Source organism: Pseudomonas sp. TE50-2, from assembly GCF_040813665.1.
Classification (GTDB): Bacteria; Pseudomonadota; Gammaproteobacteria; order Pseudomonadales; family Pseudomonadaceae; genus Aquipseudomonas; species Aquipseudomonas soli.
This window is the reverse complement of sequence record NZ_JBFNXN010000001.1, coordinates 4971171-4988860: the sequence shown is the minus strand read 5'-3', so window position 1 is coordinate 4988860 and position 17690 is coordinate 4971171. Positions and strand designations below refer to the sequence as shown.

Genomic DNA, 17690 nt, shown 5'->3' with positions numbered 1-17690 from the left:
CCGTATATGGATAGCAAGGCCATCAGCTCCACCTCGGCACCGCTGGATCGCATCGACGAAGCGATCATCGACGTGCTGCGCCACCACGGAAGGATCACCTACGAAAAGCTCTCCACCCTCGTGCACCTGACGCCCAGGCCCTGCCTGGAACGGGTGCGCAAGCTGGAGCGGCGCGGGGTGATCCGCGGTTACGGGGCGATCATCGACCTGCAGCAGGTTTCCCCCGGGTTGTCATTGCTGGTGCTGGTGGCCTTGTCCAACCAGAGCGGGCGCTCGGCGCAGCGCGCCTTCGAGGCCACCGTGCGCGCCTGCCCGCAGGTCTACGAGTGCCAGCTGATCAGCGGCCACTTCGACTACAGCCTGCGCATGCGTTGCCGCGACATGGAGCATTACCGGGTGCTGACCGAGACCTGGATGAACAACGACGAGCTGCATATCGACAAGCTGGTGGCGCATCCGGAGCTGGCGGCGGTGAAGAGCACGGCGCCGCAGCCCTGAACCAGCGGTGCTAGCCGCATACCGCTTCTGCGACAAAACCGCGGCACAGACTCCGGGCTTTCCTTTCGGAGAGCCATTGCAGTGATCTCGCCTTTACCCCCTCTCAGTGCATTCGTCGACGCCCGCCTGCCGGCCTGGTTACGCCAGGCCGACCGGGGACGTCGATCAATGCTCGAAACACGCATCCGCGCCAGCCACCGCGCCACCCGCCAGGTACGCGAACACCTCGACAAGATCGCGCCACTTCAGACCTTTGCCGCGCGGAAGCTGGAACCCGCCCTTCGCCAGTGGTACCCGAACCAGTCTCTACCGCCCTCCTCGCAAGGTCGACTCTGGAACGTCGACATTCGACGCGAAATGACCTGGCTGGAAGCGGCCATGCTGAATTTCACCAAAGGCAGCCGGGTGCGCCTGGCAAGCTCACGCCAGGGCGACTACCTGTCACTGGACAACCAACGTTTCGTCGATGGCGTACGCACACTCGACCTCGGGGGGCAGTACCAACAATTGCTGCGCAGCAGCATCGACAATGCCCAATTCCGCACCTTGCTGGCCAAGCAGGATCGCAACACCTTTGCCGCCGAGCTGGTCATTGCCGAGCTGCGGGGGTTGCTCGATCCAAGCCGCGTCGCGCTGGGCGAGGCGCTCGTCGAAGGCCGGGACGCGGTCGATCCCGCAACCGGCAAGGCGTGCGCCGTGCAATGCAGTGCGTTGCGCATTTTCGATACGGCCATCCATGGCCCCATGCTGGTGCGGCTGACACCTCAAGGCCGGGAGCGAAACTGTTTTCTCTATCTGCCTGGTGACGATACACCGTTGCTGGGCTACCCATCCTTCCGCCATGCCGCCCAGGCACTGACCCGCCGCTTGCGCGATGCCAGTTTTCGCGCGCGCTTCAGCCGCTACATCGCCGATATCGACAAACCACACTTCTTCAGCCGGTTGCAGAAGACATTGTTCCCACGGTACCCCTACACCGACCTGCGTGAGCCTATGCCGGAACTGAAAGAGGGCGAACGCTTCAGCTGGATCAACCAGTGGTTTCCTCCGGTCGGCGCCATCTGGCAAGAAACCCTGGATCACAACGCGCGCCTGCCGATGGCGTTCGAGTCTTGGCCCGACAACTGTTTCGACACCCGGGCACGCTCGACGTTACAACGCTTGCTCGCGGATGCCCGGGCCCTGGCGGTGCCGACAGCCCAACGCGATGCCGAACAGCTGGAGCAACGGCTTGAACAATGGCTGTCAATCGGCATGACCGTGCTCAACCTGGCGAGCCTGCCGCTGGAGGTCTTGCAACTGCCGATGCTCATGGTGGGGGGAGCACAGCTGGTGGGTACATTCCTCGATGGCATCCATGCGGCCAATGCAGGGGATGCCGACGCGGCGATCCATCACCTGTTCGACGTCATCGGCAACCTTGCACAGTTCGCCGTGCTCGGCATCGCTGCCCGCGGTTTTACCGAGCCGCAAGGCGTGCTGCATGACTGGCTACCCGCGCACGGCGAATCGGGCACCCGCCTGTGGAGCGGCAATTTGATGGCCTTCTCCAGGGAAGCGCCCTGGCCCGTCGACACCCCATTACTGGCTACCGGCCTGCAACGCTGGAATGACAAGCACTGGCTGTTCCTGGAGGAACGGGCGTTCGAGCTGGAGCAAGGCACCGCTGAACAATGGCAGCTCCAGGCTGCCCGCGGCTTGCACCATCAACCCGTCCTGCGTGGCGGCAACGGCCAAGGCGCCTGGCTGCTGGGCCACGAACGCCCGGCAAGCTGGGAGACGAGGCAATTGCTGCGCCGGCTTGGTCCCCCCACCCGAGGGTTGGACGATACTCTGGCGCGACGTGCCTTGCAGGCCAGCAGCTACGATGCGAATGCACTGCGCAAGGTGATCGTGGAGCGCGAACCAGCTCCCGCCCTGCTGCTCGACAGCCTGCAGGCACTCGGGGCAGAACCTGTCCCGCTCCCGGTACCTGGGGCAGGCGATGGAACCTTGGCACGCGACTTTCCTTCGCTCAGCCCTCGGGTACGGGCGCAAGTGCTGGACGAAGCGAGGCGCGAAGATCTGCACATGCTGCGCGAGCACAAGCGTGTGCCATTGGCCATCGCGGAGTCGGCCCGACTCTATCAGCGCGAAGCAAGGATCAACCGCGCCCTGCAAGGCTTTTACCAGGGGCAGGCGGGCCATGCGGACCGCGATGAGGTCGCCTTTGCCATGCTTTCGCACATGCCTGGCCGAGATAACGCACTGCGTATCGAGCTTCGCCAGGACACCCCCGACGGCAAACTGTTGCTTGCCGTCGGAGCACCAGACTTACCCGCGATCACACTGACCCGCGACACCCTCGGCTACCGTTACTGGCAAGCCGGCGCCATGCCGGCCGACCGCGTCGATCTGTTCCACGCCTTGTTCGAAGCCCTGCCGGCCGTGCAACGCCGGGCGCTGGAACTGCCGGAGCAAACAGCGCAGGGCCTGCGCGATGCACTGTTCCTGCGCGCCCACTCCCGGCGCGACCAGGTTGCGACGGCCCTGCACATGCCGCCGCTGCGCAAGCTCTTCAGGCTGCCTGGGCGACTCGCAGATGGCCGGCTCGGCTATTCCTTGAGCGGTCGGGGACAAGGCTGGCTGACAGAAGACGAACTGTTCGACCAGCTCTACCCTGAAGATCCTTTGAACAACCGGGAGCAGTTGCGCCAGCGCCTGCGTGAAGAGGCAGGCAGCAGCCCAGGCGCTTTTGGACGCCTGCTCGAAGCCCAACGCGCCGACTTCAATACCCTCGATAATGGCTTGCAGCGGTGGATCGACCTGACCGACCCGGACCCTGTCGATACTTTCCACATGCGCCGTAATGCCCGCAGCTCTGCCGCTCTCAGCATTCGCCGCGCCTGGCGGCGACAGGGCACGCCCGATAGCGAATCCACCCTGGATCACGTTGTCCTGCAACTGGATGCGGAACATCTGGCTGAACTGCCCGGCATGGAAACACGCCTGCCCCATATCCGCCACCTGGCGCTGAGCAATCTCCAGGATTTGTACAACTCCAATATCGATCCGTTCCTGCGTGCTTTCCCGAACCTGCGCTACCTCGACCTGACTCAATGTCGCCTCAATGAACTTCCCGAGGCCTTGGGCGAGCTGACTCAACTGCGCTCGCTGGACCTGAGCGGCAATCGTCTGGACATCGACAGCGAAGCGAGCCTTGGGCTGCTCACTCGGCTACCCAGGCTGGAGCGCCTGCTGCTGACTGGCGCGGTCGAGAACATCAGTGCTGCGAGCCTGCAGCGCCTGTCGTCGCTGCAACATCTATCGCTGCTGGTGGCGGACGAGAACTACCTGGCCTGGGAGGCCGAGCACTTCCAGGCCCTGCAGCAGTGGCCTGCACTGACCCACTTGAGCTTGTCACAGAACGACATCACGCTCACCGAACAAAGCCGCTCCGCGCTCAACGGGCTGAACCGGCTGCAAACAATCTACCTCGGTGACAACCCACTGGACATGGCACCTGACCTGACGGGGTGGCAGCGCCTGCAACGCCTGGACCTGGAGGACAGCGCCCTGTCGCAATGGCCCATCGGCATCGAGCAACGGTTGAACCAGCGCCCCTTGCAGCTTCGCGAACTGGACCTGAGCAGCAACCTGCTGGAGGATGCCCCACATCTGCGTGATAGCGCATTCGCCCAAGCCCTGCGGGCCGGCGAGGACGTTTCATACAACTTGAACGGCAATCCGTTTTCCGACCGGGCACTACTGCGCCTGGTGGATGCCGGGCTCACGCCCGTGCCAGGGTCGGCGGAGGCACAATTGTGGCGCAGCGACTGGCCGGAGGATCTGCAACTGCATGTGACCACTACCGCGCAGGCCCCGCAATGGCGTCCTTTGTATGCGCTTTTCGAACGACTCCCTCAGACCCCCGACTTCCAGCGCAGCCCCACGACCATGAGCCGCCGCATGCAGGACATACTGATCACTCTCGCCGACCTGGAGCCCGCCACTCACGATGTTCCGGGCTGGGGACGCGCCGAATTGCAGCAGCAGATCAATGACCTGCTCAGGGACGCAGGTCAGGAATGTGTCGACCAGGCCGAACTGCTGTTCCAGCAGGTCGAAACTCAGGTCAACGTCTGGCGTACCGTAGCACGGGCGCCGGCCAATGCCAGCGATACCCAGGTCGCGATCGCCACCGCTACCGCACTGCTGCGCCAACAACGCCTGGACGAACGCATTGGCGCATTGTTCAATGCCCGGACCACCAGGCGTCGGGTGCTGGCCCAGGCGCCGGACCAGGCCGCCCCGGCGCTTGACCCAGACGACGACCTCCCCGACGAACAACTGACTGACCCCAATTACCCGCTCGATGAGGTAGAGATGGCGCTGCACGCGCGCATGCAACTGCAAACGCGTTTGAACCTGCCACCGCAACCCCAGGTGATCCGCTTCGACTATCTGGCACGATTGTCCGGGCCAACGCTGCAGCGGCTGGCAGCCGATGTCGAGCAGTACAGCAACCTCGCCCGACTGGCCGAGTGGGCTACAACCCAAGGGTTCTGGCAGGGGTGGATGAGGCGCTTGCATCAGGCGCGCTTTACCGCTCTGGCGAACGAATGGGCAGGCGCTTCCGAGTACTTCGACGCCCTGAGCGAAGCCGGGCCGGCCGATACCGTCTACACCGGGCCGACGGTGCCACAAGCGTTCATCGATGTGCTGGTACGTGACTACCCGACGATTCAGTGGCAACGCGACGGCTGGTTGCTACGTGTCGATCTGGTCTCTGGACGCTATGTCGATGAAGGAACGCTCTATCTGGGCATATCCTCTGTGTTATTGAGCACGCGACAACAGGCAGAGACCTCACTCATGAGCAGCCTGACACGAGAAACGCTGGGGCTGCGCCCAGCTTGAGCGCTATACATATTCAGCACTGCCAGTCCGCCGGCTGTTGATAGCCCGCGACCCAGCCGGCGACCTCGGTAGCCGGCATCGGCCTGGCAATGCCATACCCCTGGGCCAGCTCGCAGCCCAACGCCATGAGCGCCTTGCCGTGCTCGATGCTTTCCACTCCCTCGGCCACCACCTCACGCCCGAATGCACGCGCGAGCCCGATCACCGCACCGGCCAGGGCCAGGTCGTCATGGTCATGCAGGATGTCGCGCACGAAGGACTTGTCGATCTTGATGGTCTGTGCCGGCAGGCGCTTGAGGTAGCTCAGCGAGGAGTAGCCCGTGCCGAAGTCATCCAGGGAGAAACGCACGCCCAGCGCACGGCAGGCATCCAGGCAGCGGCCGACCCGCGGCAGGTTGTCGATTGCCACCGACTCGACGATCTCCAGGTCCAGGTGCCCTGGCGACACCCCGGGATGGCGCGTCAGCAAGCGCTCCAGGCGCTGGGCGAAGTCGCCGCGCTGCAACTGGCGGGCGGCGATGTTGACGCTCAGTGACCAGTCGCGCCCGGACAGCTGCCACTGCTGCAGCTGGGTCAAGGCCTGGTCGATGACCCATTCGCCCAGTTCGACGATCAGGTCGGTCTGCTCCACGAAGGGCAGGAACTCCCCCGGCGGCACCGGCCCCTTGGAGGGATGCATCCAGCGCAGCAAGGCCTCGAAACCGATCACCTGGCCGCTGCGCATGTTCACCTTCGGCTGGTAGTACAGGCACAGCTCGCCCTGGCGCAGGGCCTGGCGTACCCGCGCCACGGTCTGGTGGGTGGCCTTGAGCTCAAGCTCCTGGGACACGTCGAACAGGTGGTAGCGGTTGCGCCCTTGCTGTTTGGCCACGTACATGGCCTGGTCGGCGTGGCGCACCAGGGTGTCGGCATCCTCGTCGTCCTGCGGGAACAGGGTGACACCGATGCTCGCGCTCAGGCTCAACGGGTGCTCGCGTACCGTGTAGGGCGCGGCCAGCGCCTGGAGGATGCGGCGTAACGCGGCGTCGAGCTGCTGCGGCCCTTCGATATGCCGCAGGATCAGCACGAACTCATCCCCTGACAGCCGCGCCACCGCATCACCGCCACGCAGGATGTCCTGCAGGCGTTGGGCGACCTCCACCAGCAGCAGGTCGCCAGTGGCATGGCCGTAGCCATCGTTGACCGCCTTGAAGCCATCGAGGTCGAGCATGCAGACAGCCAGGGGAATGCTTTCGCGCCGGGAGAACGCCAAGGCCTGGTTGAGCAGGTCGGACAGGTAGGCGCGGTTGGGCAGGCCGGTCAGCACATCGTGCCCCACGCGCCACTGCAGGGTGTGCAGCAACTGGCGCTTCTCGGTGACGTCGAAGCGGATCGACACATACTTGCGCACCTTGCCGGTGTGCGGGTCGATCAGCGGCACCATGGTGCTGTCCACCCAGTACAGCGAGCCATCCTTGGCCCGGTTGCAGATCTCGCCCTTCCATACCCGGCCAGCGGCCAGGGCGCGCCACATCTCGAGGAAGAAGCTCGGTTCGTGCAGCCCGGAATTGAGGATGCGATGGTTGGCCCCCAGCAGCTCCTCGCGGCTGTAGCCGGAGATGCTGCAGAACTGCTGGTTGACGTAGGTAATGCAACCGCGCAGGTCGGTTTCGGAAAAGATCGCGGCCGCATCGACGGCCGCGCGGTAATTGTCGTCCATAAGCATCGCAACCTAGCGGTTGAAGCGTTCCACCAGGGCGCGCAGCCCGGCGCACACCTGCTCGAGCTCCGCGCCGCGCACGGCGGCGGCATTGGCGCGACGCGCGCTCTGCTGGACCGTGCCCGCCACTCCGTTGATCTGCCGCGAGACATCCTCGGCGACACTGGATTGTTCATGCGAGGCCGCGGCCATCTGCTGGCTCATGTCGCTGATGCGTTGCACCGCGTGGCGGATACCCTGCAAGGCCTCCTGGGTCAGGGCGACCTGAGTCACGCCCTGTTGCGCACCCTCGATGCCCTGGCTGGCAATGCTCACCGCCTGCTCGGCGCCACCGCGCAAACTGTCGATGATCGCCTGGATATGCAGGGTGGATTGGCGGGTCTTGTCGGCCAGGGCACGTACTTCATCGGCGACCACTGCAAAACCGCGGCCCTGCTCGCCAGCCCGGGCGGCTTCGATGGCAGCATTGAGCGCCAGCAGGTTGGTCTGCTCGGCGATGGCACGAATCATCCCGGCCGCCTCGGCGATGGCACCGGTCTGACCGGCCAGGTCGTTGACCGCCTGGTTGATCTGCCCGACCGTGCCGGCCAGGCTCTGGATCGCCGCCCCCGTGGCGTCGGCCACCTGGCTGCCCTGCCCGGCCAGCAAGTGCGCGGTCTGCGCCTGCTCGGCGGTGAGTTGCACGTGGCCGGCAACCTCGCCGATCGAGGCCGCCATCTCGGTCATGGCGGTGGCGGTCAGATCGGTCTCGGCGCGCTGTTCGAGCAACGCCGACTCGGTGCTGCGCGACAGCCGCCCGGCATCCTGGGCGGCACCGGCCATCTGTGCGGCAAGGTCGCTCAGGCGGGTCAGCGCAGTCTTCAGGCGCGCCTCCTCGCTGATCAGGATCAGCTCCAGCTGCCCGGCGGTGCCGGGCAAGTCACTGTAGGTCAAGGCCGCGACCGGGTCGCTGAAGGTGTTGTCCGCCACCTGGACGATACGCCGCAAGTGGCGCCTCATGCGGCTTTGCGCCCACAGGCCGACACCCGCGAACAGCGCCAGGGTCAGGCCTTGGGCAGGCAGCTCGGGCAACAGCTGGTTGCCGGCAATGGCCACGGTTCCCGCCAGCAGCGGCAGCGCCATGGCCCGGCCGAGCAATGCCAGGCGCCGGGCCGGCGACAGCGCCGCCCTGCCCTCGCGCAACCGGGCATACAACGCTTCGGCACGGGCCACCTGCTCGCGGGTCGGGCGCACGCGCACTGATTCGTAGCCGATCACCTGGCCATTCTCGAGCATCGGCGTAACGTAGGCGTTGACCCAATAGAAGTTGCCGTTGCGGCAGCGGTTCTTGACGATGCCCATCCAGCTGCGGCCGGCCTTGAGGTACTGCCACATCAGCTCGAACACCGCCTCGGGCATGTCCGGATGGCGCACCAGGTTATGCGGGCTGCCGATCAGCTCGTCCTGGCTGAAGCCGCTGATGGCGGCGAACTCGGCGTTGCAATAGGTGATCAGGCTGGCCGTGTCGGTGGCCGAAATGAGCCGCTGGTGCTCGGGAAAGCTTTGCTCGACCGGATTGACCGGCAGGTTCTGACGCACGATGAGACTCCATTCATACACGGCCCGACACGCGGCCTGACAGGAGGCCAGGGGTGTCGGAACCGTTCATCCTGGATCAGTTCCAATGTCCGACAACGCTTGCACACGGGCCGGTGGATGACCGGATCGCCCTGGACGACTACTTGAATGACTGATCAATCAAAGCGGCAAATTCTACGAATTCCATCACATTTTGCAAATAAAGGTGATGAATCATGGCGTTGCGCTATATCGACATATATCGTTAAGTGCTTGATTCTAAATGGGAATTAAGCGATGACGAGAACAGGTCTAGGTCCTGCCCTGCGCCGCTACCGCAAACTGGCAGGCTTCACTCAGGCACAACTGGGCGAGCGAACCGGCTTCGACCCCAAGACCATCAGCCGCTTCGAAACCGGCACCTACACCCCCAGCATCGAGTCGTTGGTGAGCTTTGCCGAGGCGCTGGGGGTCAAGCCAAAAGCGTTTTTCACCGACCCCGATGACGTGGAAGAACAACGCGCCTACCTCTTCGGCGTCATCCATAACGCCCCTCCCAAGGACCTCGGCAAGCTGATCGCCGCCGTTGATCAGGTGCTCGCCAAACCGTGACATCCCCCGCGCACCACGCTAGAGCAGACTGCCCGTCAGTGCACCACAACTGGTCAGACCGGTAAGGCCAAAAACCCTTGCATTGTCGGAAAAATCGGCGTTTTATAGCCCTCGCAGTGAACAAACCGGTAAGACCACAATAATTAAGTCCTGCACTCTTTCGCTCCGTGTGGCTTGGGGGGCAAGGACACCGACCAGAGACTCCTCCCATGCTCAAATGGTGTTCGCGTTCGATTTTCCTCCAGGTGGTACTCGGCCTCGCCCTCGGCGTGATCTGCGGCCTGAGCTTCCCCGACCTGTCCCTGCAACTCAAACCCCTGGGTGACGGCTTCATCAAGCTGATCAAGATGCTCATCGGCCTGATCGTGTTCTGCGTGGTGGTCAGCGGCATTTCCGGCGCCGGCGACCTGAAGAAGGTCGGGCGCATCGGCCTGAAGTCGGTGATCTACTTCGAGGTGCTGACCACCCTGGCGCTGGTCATCGGCCTGGTGTTCGCCTTCTCCACCGGCATCGGCAGCGGCGCCAACATCCACCTCGACCAGCTGTCCAGCGCCGATGCCGGCGCCCTGGCCGACCGTGGCGCACACATCCACGGCACCACCGCCTTCCTCATGGACCTGATCCCCACTTCGGTGGTGGGCGCCTTCGCCGACAACAACATTCTCCAGGTACTGCTGTTCTCGGTGCTGTTCGGCAGCGCGCTGAACCTGGTCGGTGAGTCGGCCTCGGGCATTTCGCGGCTGATCAACGAGCTCAGCCACGTGATCTTCCGCATCATGGGCATGATCGTGCGCCTGGCCCCCATCGGCGTATTCGGCGCCATCGCCTTCACCACCAGCAAGTACGGCCTGAGCTCGCTGCAGCACCTGGGCGGCCTGGTGGCGCTGTTCTACCTGACCTGCGCCGGCTTCGTGCTGATCATCCTCGGCACGGTGATGCGCCTGTCCGGGCTCAAGTTGCTGCCGTTCATCAAGTACCTGCGCGAAGAACTGTCCATCGTCCTCGGCACCGCCTCCTCCGACGCCGTGCTGCCGCAGGTGATGCGCAAGCTCGAGCACCTGGGCATCGGCAGCTCCACCGTCGGCCTGGTGATCCCCACCGGCTACTCGTTCAACCTCGATGGCTTCTCGATCTACCTGACCCTGGCCATCGTGTTCATCGCCAACGCCACCGGCACGCCGCTGGCCATGACCGACCTGCTGACCATTCTTCTGGTGTCGTTGGTGACTTCCAAGGGCGCCCACGGCATCCCAGGCTCGGCCCTGGTGATTCTCGCCGCCACCCTGACCGCAGTCCCGGCGATCCCGGTGGTCGGCCTGGTACTGGTGCTGGCCGTGGACTGGTTCATGGGCATCGGCCGGGCGCTGACCAACCTGATCGGCAACTGCGTCGCCACCGTGGCCATCGCCCGCTGGGAGAAGGACATCGACCTGGAACGCGCCAACAATGTGCTGGCCAACAAACCCGGTTTCGCCCCGGCCACCCGCAAGCAGGGCCAACCCCATCAACAGGAATTCTAAGCCCAAGGCCGCCGGCGCCCCGCGCCGGCCCGGCAAGGGCAAAGATGCAGCTTCAACCAAGGAGCGAACCGTGATCAGCTCTTCGACCGTAGTCAATTCAGTGGTGGAGAAACTCCGCCAGGCCCTGGCCCGTGGCCAGTGGCGCAGCGGCGACATGCTGCCCGGCCAGCGCGAGCTGGCCGAACAGCTGGGCATCAGCCGGCCCAGCCTGCGCGAGGCGGTGATCGTGCTGGAGACCCTGGGCCTGGTGCGCTCGATGCCGGGCAAGGGCGTACTGGTGCTCGATGCCGACGCCAGCCAGGCGCAAGAACCGGACACCATCGCCGAGGCCAGCCTGGCCGACGTGCTCGAACTGCGCTACACCCTCGAGCCCTTCATTGCCGGCTTGGTGGCGCAATCGGCCGGCAGCCAGGACATCGGCCAGTTGCGCCTGACCCTGATGGACATGCGCGAAGCCCTCGACGCCGGCGACAGCGAGGCCGGCATCAATGCCTATATCGCCTTCCACGAGGCGCTGTTCGCGCTGACCACCAATCCGATCTTCCAGAGTGTCGTGCAGCAGACCGGCAATGCCCTCAAGCAGAGTGCCGACATGCTGCGCAATTCGCCCGAGCACCTGGCCGCGCGCCTCAGCGAAAACGAGGCGGTGGTGCGTGCCATCCGTGAGCGCAACAGCGCCAAGGCCAGCCAGCAGATGCGCCAGCACATCCTCGCCGAGGGCCAGCGCATGGGCATCGCCCTGAATATCCCGGACGACCAACCAGGCAACTGAACAAAGAAGGAGAGCGACCATGACCGCCTGCGCCCAAGCCGCCCCCCGCCTGCCTGCCCTGCTCGGTGCCGGCGAGACCCGCCTGTCGGCGGAACAGATCTACCCCCGGCTGTTCGATGCCATCCTCGAACAGCGCCTGCCACCGGGCAGCGCCCTGCCCGAGCAGGCGCTGGGCAACGCCTTCGGCGTCAGCCGCACCGTGATCCGCCGGGTGCTCGGGCGCCTGTCCGACCAGCAGGTGGTGGTGCAGCGCCCCAGCCATACCGCGCACTTGGCGGCCCCCGACCCTGAACAGGCGCGCCAGGTGCTCAGCGCCCGGCGCCTGGCCGAAACCACGCTGATCGGCCTGGCCACCCAACGCGCCCGCCCGGCGCAGATCCGGCAGTTGCGCCAGCTGGTAGAGCGCGAGCGCCAGCACCATGAACGCGGCGAACGCTGCACGGCAATCCGCCTGGGCGGCGAGTTCCACATGAAGCTGGCGCAGATGGCCGCCAACGCGCCGCTGGCGCGCTTTCTCAATGGCCTGGTACCGATGACCTCGCTGATCATCGCCCGCTACGAAGCGCCCTGCTGCGAGCACTGCGCCTGGCAGGAGCATGCGGCGATCATCGATGCGGTGGAAAACGGCGACGGCCAGGCAGCGCTGGGGCTTATGCATGAACATCTGGACCGCCTGGAAGCCAAGCTCGACCTGGATCAGACCGGCCGAGCATAGCGCTTGCGGTATTCGGCGGGGGTCACCCCGACATGCCGCATGAAGGCCCGGCGCAGCGTGTCGGCATTGGCGAAGCCGCACAGCGCCGCCACTTGCTTGGGCGGCTCCAGCCCGCCTTCCAGGCGTTCGCGCGCCGCATTGACCCGTGCCAGTTCCACCCAGGCCGCCGGGGTCATGCCTACGTCGGCCTGGAACAGCCGGGCGAAATGCCGCGGGCTGAGGCCGACCCGCGCCGCCAGCCGGGCGACACCATGATCCTCGGCCGGATTGGCCGCCACGTAGCGCTGCAACCCCTGCAACGCCGAACGCCCCGCCGTCGACGTGGCGCCCTGGCGGCTGAACTGCAGCTGCCCGCCGGGGCGTTTGAAGTACATCACCAGCTGGCTTGCGACCTGCTTGGCGACCTCGCGGCCCAGGTCTTCCTCCACCAACGCCAGGGCCAGGTCGAGCCCTGCGGTGACGCCCGCGGCGGTGCGCACCTTGCCGTCGTGCACCTGGATCGCGTCGGCCTCCACCGTGACCTGCGGATAACGCTGTGCCAGCGCCTCGGCCACCGCCCAGTGGGTGGTGATGCGCCGCTCATCGAGCAGGCCGGCGGCGGCCAGGGCGAAGGCGCCGGTACAGACCGAACCGTAGCGCCGGCTGCTGGCGGCATGCTCGCGCAACCAATCGAGGATGCCGCTGCGCAGGTGCTGCCCGGCGGCCAGGGGCGTGCCGGCAATCAGCAACGTGTCGAAGGGGCCAATGGCATCGCCGATCCAGCCGTCGGGCAACAGCCTGGCACCCGACGAACTGACCAGCGGCCCGGGCTCGCACGCCAGCAGCGATAGGCGATAGGCCTCCCGCCCGGTCTGGCGGTTGGCCTCGGCAAAGACGTCAAGGGGGCCGCAGGCGTCGAGCAGTTGCACGCCGGGCATGGCGAGGATGGCAAGGGTGATGGGCACACAAACTCCTGCGCACGGTGCGCTCAAGGCACGTCTGAAGACAACCGACAATGGCAGAATTTGACGCTTTACGCCAATAGAGGACATTCGCATAGCGCGGCAAGCTGGTCACCTCACCCACGAAGGAGCCATCACCATGTCTATCGCCGGCATCCACATCCCCGACACCGCCATGACCCGCGAGATCACCGAGCTGGTCCGCGACACCGCTTCGCCGCTGCTGTTCCACCATTCCAGCCGCGTCTACTATTTCGCCGCCCTCGCCGGCCGGCGCCTGGGCCTGGAATACGACGCCGAACTGCTGTACTGCGGCTGCATGTTCCACGACATGGGCCTGACCCACACCCACAGCAGCGACTGCTGCCGCTTCGAGGTCGATGGCGCCAACGCCGCCCGCGACTTCCTGCAGCAGCACCGTATCGACGAGCGCGATATCGAACGGGTCTGGACGGCCATTGCCTTGCACACCACGCCGGGCATCCCCGAGCACATGCACCCACTGATCGCGCTGGTCACCGCTGGCGTGGAAACCGATGTGCTCGGCCTGCACCACGAAGGCCTCGCCGCAGGCGAGCGCGACGCCGTGGTGGCGGCGCATCCGCGCGGCGAGCGCTTCAAGGAAGCAATCATCCAGGCTTTCTACGACGGTATCCGCGACAAGCCGCAGACCACGTTCGGCAACGTCAAGGCAGACGTCATCGCCGACAAGGAGCCGGCATTCCGCGCGGGCAATTTCTGCAGCATCATCCGCCAGTCGTGCTGGCCAAGCTGAACGCCACGGCCTCGACACCCGGCAGGATCTGCACCTCGTCCCCCAGCGACCACTCCGCCGCCCGGGCCGCCAGGGCGGCGGGCACTCCCGGCGAACCGCCAGGGCCGGGTGGCACGTCGTAGGTGGCGTGGGCATCGTGGGGCAACAGCACCTCGAAGCCTCTTCGCAGCGCGGCTCGGGCGGTGGCCGCCAGGCACATCTCCGAGAGCAGGCCGCCCAGGGCCAGGTGGCGGACCCCGAGTTCATCGAGCAAGGTTTGCAACCCGGTTTCGAGGAAGCCATCGTCCTCGGTCTTGAACAGCACGTGCTCGCCCCGCGCAGGCGGAAAATACAGTTGCCAACCGGCACTGTGCGGGGCATCCGGGCTGCCCGGCGCACCGTCGTTCTGCAGGAAGATCACCGCCACCCCGGCGTGGCGAGCGCGGCCGAGCAAGCGGGCGATGCTCTGCTGCAGGGCCAGGTGGCCAGGCACCGCATCGGGGCCCTCCATGAAAGCGCACTGCACATCCACCAGCAGCAAGGCATCGGCCTTGGCAACATTCATCAGCGGCTCTCCTGTTCGCGGACGCAATGCCGAGCATAGCGCAATGCCGTACCCTGTCGCCGATTACCAAAATGCCTTGGAGGGCTTATGAACTTCACTATCGCGCCAGTCGGCGCGCAGCACTACGATCGTCTGGCCGATCTGTGGGAAGTCTCGGTGCGGGCGACCCACGACTTCCTGCCCGCAGGCTACATCGAGCGCCTGCGCCCGCTGGTGCGCGAGCAGTACCTGGGTTTTGTCCAGCTGCGTGCCTGGTCGGACGGCGCCGGCCACATACACGGGTTTGCCGGGGTACATGATGGCAAGCTGGAAATGCTCTTCGTCGACCCGGCCTGCCGTGGCCAGGGCATCGGCAAAGCCTTGCTGGCCCATGTGATCGATGAGCTGGGCGTACGAGAAGTCGATGTCAACGAACAGAACCCACAGGCCGTGGGGTTCTACCTCAAGCAGGGCTTTGTCCAGGTCGGGCGCAGCGAGGTGGATGGACAAGGCGATCCGTTCCCGTTGCTGCACCTGAAACGGGTGGGCTGACGCGCTCGCCGTGGGAGCGGGCTTGCACCGCGATGAGGCCCTCAAGACAAACCTATACTTCGGTTAATCACCCAGCCTCTGGCCAAGGGGGCAATCCGCGTGAAATCGATCCTCGCGATGGTTCCGCTCTGCCTGCTGCTGGCCCTCGCCGGCTGCGCCGGCAAACGCCCACCCGCCCCGCCCCCGCCGCAGAACCTGCCACCGGCCGTCTGGCAGCGTATCGACCAGGACATCATCGAGGCCTCGGTCGCCGCCGCGGGATCGGCCAACGACTATGCCCGACGCTCCATGCGCGTGTGGAAGGAGCAAGTGCAGCAACGCACCGAAAACGACTTCATCCCCTGGTTCACCGGTTACTGGACCCAGCAGTGGCTCACACTCAAGGTCGCCTGGTACAAGATGAACAGCGGCAATGGCCAGGAGCCAGCGGAAAAGCGCCTGGGCCTGTATCTGCAGGAACAGTACCGCGAACGGGTCATCGACCCGGTGGCCGAACAGATCAACCCCGAGGGTATCCGCGACCGCGCCAGCGAGCTGTACCTGCAACTGCTCGGCCAGCAAATGCCGACCATCATCCAGCGCTACAACGCCCCACCCGAACAGTTCAGCCAGCGCCTCAACCGCATCCCGATCATCGCCCTGGGCCCGCCGGATGCACGCAATGCCTCGCTTTACCAACTGCTGCGGGCCAAGTCGCTGGACCAACAGCTGGCCTGGCAGTCCCTGCGCCAGCACCTGCACCAACAGGCCGCCAAGGCCCCCGGGCAGACCGAGGCAGGGTTGTCGTCGGTGGCCACCCAGGCCAGCGAGAAACTCGGCGCCACACTGGCGCCACGCGGTGCCGCCAGCGCCATCGCGGCGGCCGTGGGCAAGGCGGCAGGGGCATTGATCTCAGTGGCGGCAACCGGCTACGGCATCATCACCCACGACCGTGAACAGCCGCAGATGGTCGAGCAACTGCGGGTGATCCTCAATGTGGCGCTGAACCAGGAATGGCAGGAGCTGATGGAAAATCGCCAGAGCGGCGCCATGGCCGGGGTGTATTACCTGTCGGGGCAGGTGGAGGACAGCTTGCTCGGAAGCCGGTCGCAGGAACCGTTGCTGATTCGCCTGCCGCCATGACCCCGCGCAGGCAGCACGTTCAGGCAGTCGCCAGCGCCGAAGTCGGCAGCCCGAAGATGCGGTCGAACGCCCAGTTGTAGACGAAGGTGTAGCACGGCACCAGGATGATGAACGCCAGATCCACCATCAACGCCTCCAGAAGGGTCATGTCCAGCCACCAGGCGATCAGCGGGATCAGATACACCACCAGGGTCAGCTGGAAGCCGATGGCATGCGCTACCCGCCGCCCGAGGCTGCGACCGCGGGTGGCCTGGCGGCTCTCCCAGCACTCGAACAGGCTGTTGTAGATGAGGTTCCAGGCCATGGCGATGGTGGTGATCATCACTGCCAGGGGGCCGGTGTGCGAAGCCTGGGTGTCGGACAGGTAGGCCAGACCCAGGGTCGACATGCACAGGCCGATCAGTTCATAGAAGGTCACGTAGACCAGTTTGCGTTTGAGTCCTTGCACGGGATTACCTTGTTGCGGATATGACGAAGGCGCGCAGAATGCATCAACAGGCTTGACAGAAAAAGTCGGCAGCTTTCAGATTTACTGAAAGGAGACTGCCATGAACTTTTCCAGCGATACCATCCTGCTGTTTCTCGCCGTGCTCGACCGCGGCTCGTTCTCGGCTGCCGCGCGGGCGCTCGGGCGCGTACCCTCGGCGGTGAGCATGGCCATCGGCAACCTCGAGGCGGAGCTTGGCTACCCGCTGTTCGAGCGCGGGTCGCGGGAGGCACGCCCAACCGCCCAGGCCCAGGCCCTGGAACCCCATGCCCGGTTGATCGCCGAACAGCTGGGGCTGTTGGAGGTGCATGCGCTGGAGCTGTCGCGAGGGCTGGAAAGCAGCCTGGCCATCGCCGTGGTGCCGGATATCGACCAGCGCCCGTTGCTCGGGGCCATCACCCGCCTGGGCGAGCGCTACCCGCTGCTGGATATCGAACTGCTCGCCGCCCCGCAGGAAGAGGCCCTGCAACTGCTCGACAGTGGCCGGGTACGCCTGTGCCTGGCCTTCGCCGGGCTGCAGGTGGACCCGCGACGCAGCTTCCAGCACATCGCCCTGGAGTCGCTGGTGGCCACCCTGTCGCCACACCACCCCGCGCTGCGCGAAGGCCGCATCCGCAACCTTGAGGACCTGGTCAACCTGCGCCAGATCCTGGTGTGCAGCCGCGACCTGCCATTGAGCGATCCCCGCTCGCTGATCGGCACCTCGCACTGGCGCACCGACAGCCTGGACCTGGCCCTGCAGATGGTCGAGGCCGGCCTGGGCTGGGGCGACCTGCCGCTGGCGCGGGTAGCGCCGCTCCTTGCGGACGGACGTCTGGTGCGCCTGCAGTTTCAGAACACCCGCAACGAACTGCAACTACCAGTGAACGCCTTCTGGCTCAAACAGCAACCCCTCGGCCAAGCGGCCAGGACGTTGGTGAGCCTGTTGGCTTCGAAATGATTTGTCACCCTGCCAGGACGATTCGGCCAAGTACTGCGACATTTAGTCTTTCAACATTTTTCAGAATCGGCCGATAGA

Annotated in this window: 15 protein-coding genes; 10 read left to right on the top strand and 5 right to left on the bottom strand. The window is 65.3% G+C overall.

From position 1 onward, the window contains the following. Positions 1-6 precede the first annotated feature (6 nt). Together AAHK21_RS22800 and AAHK21_RS22795 are read left to right on the top strand one after the other, a co-directional pair. Positions 7-498: an Lrp/AsnC family transcriptional regulator gene (locus AAHK21_RS22800; protein ID WP_214500349.1), complete on the top strand. Its 492-nt coding sequence runs from the start codon at positions 7-9 to the stop codon at positions 496-498. A gap of 168 nt (positions 499-666) precedes the next feature. Beyond that, positions 667-5397, top strand: a complete 4731-nt coding sequence (locus AAHK21_RS22795; RefSeq protein ID WP_367858407.1) for a DUF6543 domain-containing protein — start codon at positions 667-669, stop codon at positions 5395-5397. Between the two features lie 13 nt (positions 5398-5410). On the opposite strand, the gene AAHK21_RS22790 is transcribed toward AAHK21_RS22795, so the two are convergent. Together AAHK21_RS22790 and AAHK21_RS22785 are read right to left on the bottom strand one after the other, a co-directional pair. Next, a complete protein-coding gene (locus tag AAHK21_RS22790; RefSeq protein WP_367858406.1) occupies positions 5411-7096 on the bottom strand; it encodes a putative bifunctional diguanylate cyclase/phosphodiesterase in 1686 nt (561 codons plus the stop codon). Between the two features lie 12 nt (positions 7097-7108). Further along, a complete protein-coding gene (locus tag AAHK21_RS22785; protein WP_367858405.1) occupies positions 7109-8674 on the bottom strand; it encodes a methyl-accepting chemotaxis protein in 1566 nt (521 codons plus the stop codon). 276 nt (positions 8675-8950) lie between these two features. On the opposite strand from AAHK21_RS22785, the gene AAHK21_RS22780 reads away from it, so the two are divergent. From AAHK21_RS22780 to AAHK21_RS22765, 4 genes are all read left to right on the top strand, one after another. Next, entirely contained in the window at positions 8951-9265 is a 315-nt protein-coding gene (locus tag AAHK21_RS22780; protein WP_046854877.1) for a helix-turn-helix domain-containing protein, read from the top strand. 209 nt (positions 9266-9474) lie between these two features. Then, the gene (locus tag AAHK21_RS22775; protein ID WP_046854876.1) at positions 9475-10785 is read left to right on the top strand and encodes a C4-dicarboxylate transporter DctA; all 1311 of its coding nucleotides are present in this window, start codon (positions 9475-9477) and stop codon (positions 10783-10785) included. Positions 10786-10855: 70 nt separating this feature from the next. Next, positions 10856-11557 carry a FadR/GntR family transcriptional regulator gene (locus tag AAHK21_RS22770; RefSeq protein ID WP_094011278.1) on the top strand — a complete coding sequence of 234 codons (702 nt, stop codon included), beginning with the start codon at positions 10856-10858 and terminating at the stop codon, positions 11555-11557. Positions 11558-11576: 19 nt separating this feature from the next. Further along, on the top strand, positions 11577-12272 hold the full coding sequence (locus tag AAHK21_RS22765) for a GntR family transcriptional regulator (RefSeq protein WP_367858404.1): 696 nt from the start codon (positions 11577-11579) through the stop codon (positions 12270-12272). Here AAHK21_RS22765 and AAHK21_RS22760 read toward each other — a convergent pair. Further along, complete coding sequence (locus tag AAHK21_RS22760; RefSeq protein WP_367858403.1) at positions 12254-13216, bottom strand: GlxA family transcriptional regulator; 963 nt, start codon at positions 13214-13216, stop codon at positions 12254-12256. The two genes, AAHK21_RS22765 and AAHK21_RS22760, sit on opposite strands and share 19 nt — an antisense overlap. Before the next feature lie 130 nt (positions 13217-13346). On the opposite strand from AAHK21_RS22760, the gene AAHK21_RS22755 reads away from it, so the two are divergent. After that, positions 13347-13988, top strand: a complete 642-nt coding sequence (locus AAHK21_RS22755) for an HD domain-containing protein (protein ID WP_367859022.1) — start codon at positions 13347-13349, stop codon at positions 13986-13988. Here the strand turns inward: AAHK21_RS22755 and AAHK21_RS22750 are convergent. Beyond that, complete coding sequence (locus AAHK21_RS22750; RefSeq protein ID WP_367858402.1) at positions 13960-14532, bottom strand: isochorismatase family protein; 573 nt, start codon at positions 14530-14532, stop codon at positions 13960-13962. The genes AAHK21_RS22755 and AAHK21_RS22750 overlap by 29 nt on opposite strands. Before the next feature lie 87 nt (positions 14533-14619). On the opposite strand from AAHK21_RS22750, the gene AAHK21_RS22745 reads away from it, so the two are divergent. Both AAHK21_RS22745 and AAHK21_RS22740 read left to right on the top strand, forming a co-directional pair. Continuing rightward, complete coding sequence (locus AAHK21_RS22745) at positions 14620-15063, top strand: GNAT family N-acetyltransferase (RefSeq protein WP_367858401.1); 444 nt, start codon at positions 14620-14622, stop codon at positions 15061-15063. A 117-nt stretch (positions 15064-15180) separates the two neighbouring features. Continuing rightward, on the top strand, positions 15181-16185 hold the full coding sequence (locus AAHK21_RS22740) for a hypothetical protein (protein ID WP_367859021.1): 1005 nt from the start codon (positions 15181-15183) through the stop codon (positions 16183-16185). A 19-nt stretch (positions 16186-16204) separates the two neighbouring features. Here the strand turns inward: AAHK21_RS22740 and AAHK21_RS22735 are convergent, their stop codons facing one another. After that, the gene (locus tag AAHK21_RS22735; RefSeq protein WP_046854869.1) at positions 16205-16633 is read right to left on the bottom strand and encodes a PACE efflux transporter; all 429 of its coding nucleotides are present in this window, start codon (positions 16631-16633) and stop codon (positions 16205-16207) included. A 100-nt stretch (positions 16634-16733) separates the two neighbouring features. Between AAHK21_RS22735 and AAHK21_RS22730 the strand changes: the two genes are divergently transcribed. Further along, entirely contained in the window at positions 16734-17612 is an 879-nt protein-coding gene (locus AAHK21_RS22730) for a LysR family transcriptional regulator (RefSeq protein ID WP_367858400.1), read from the top strand. Positions 17613-17690 lie beyond the last annotated feature (78 nt).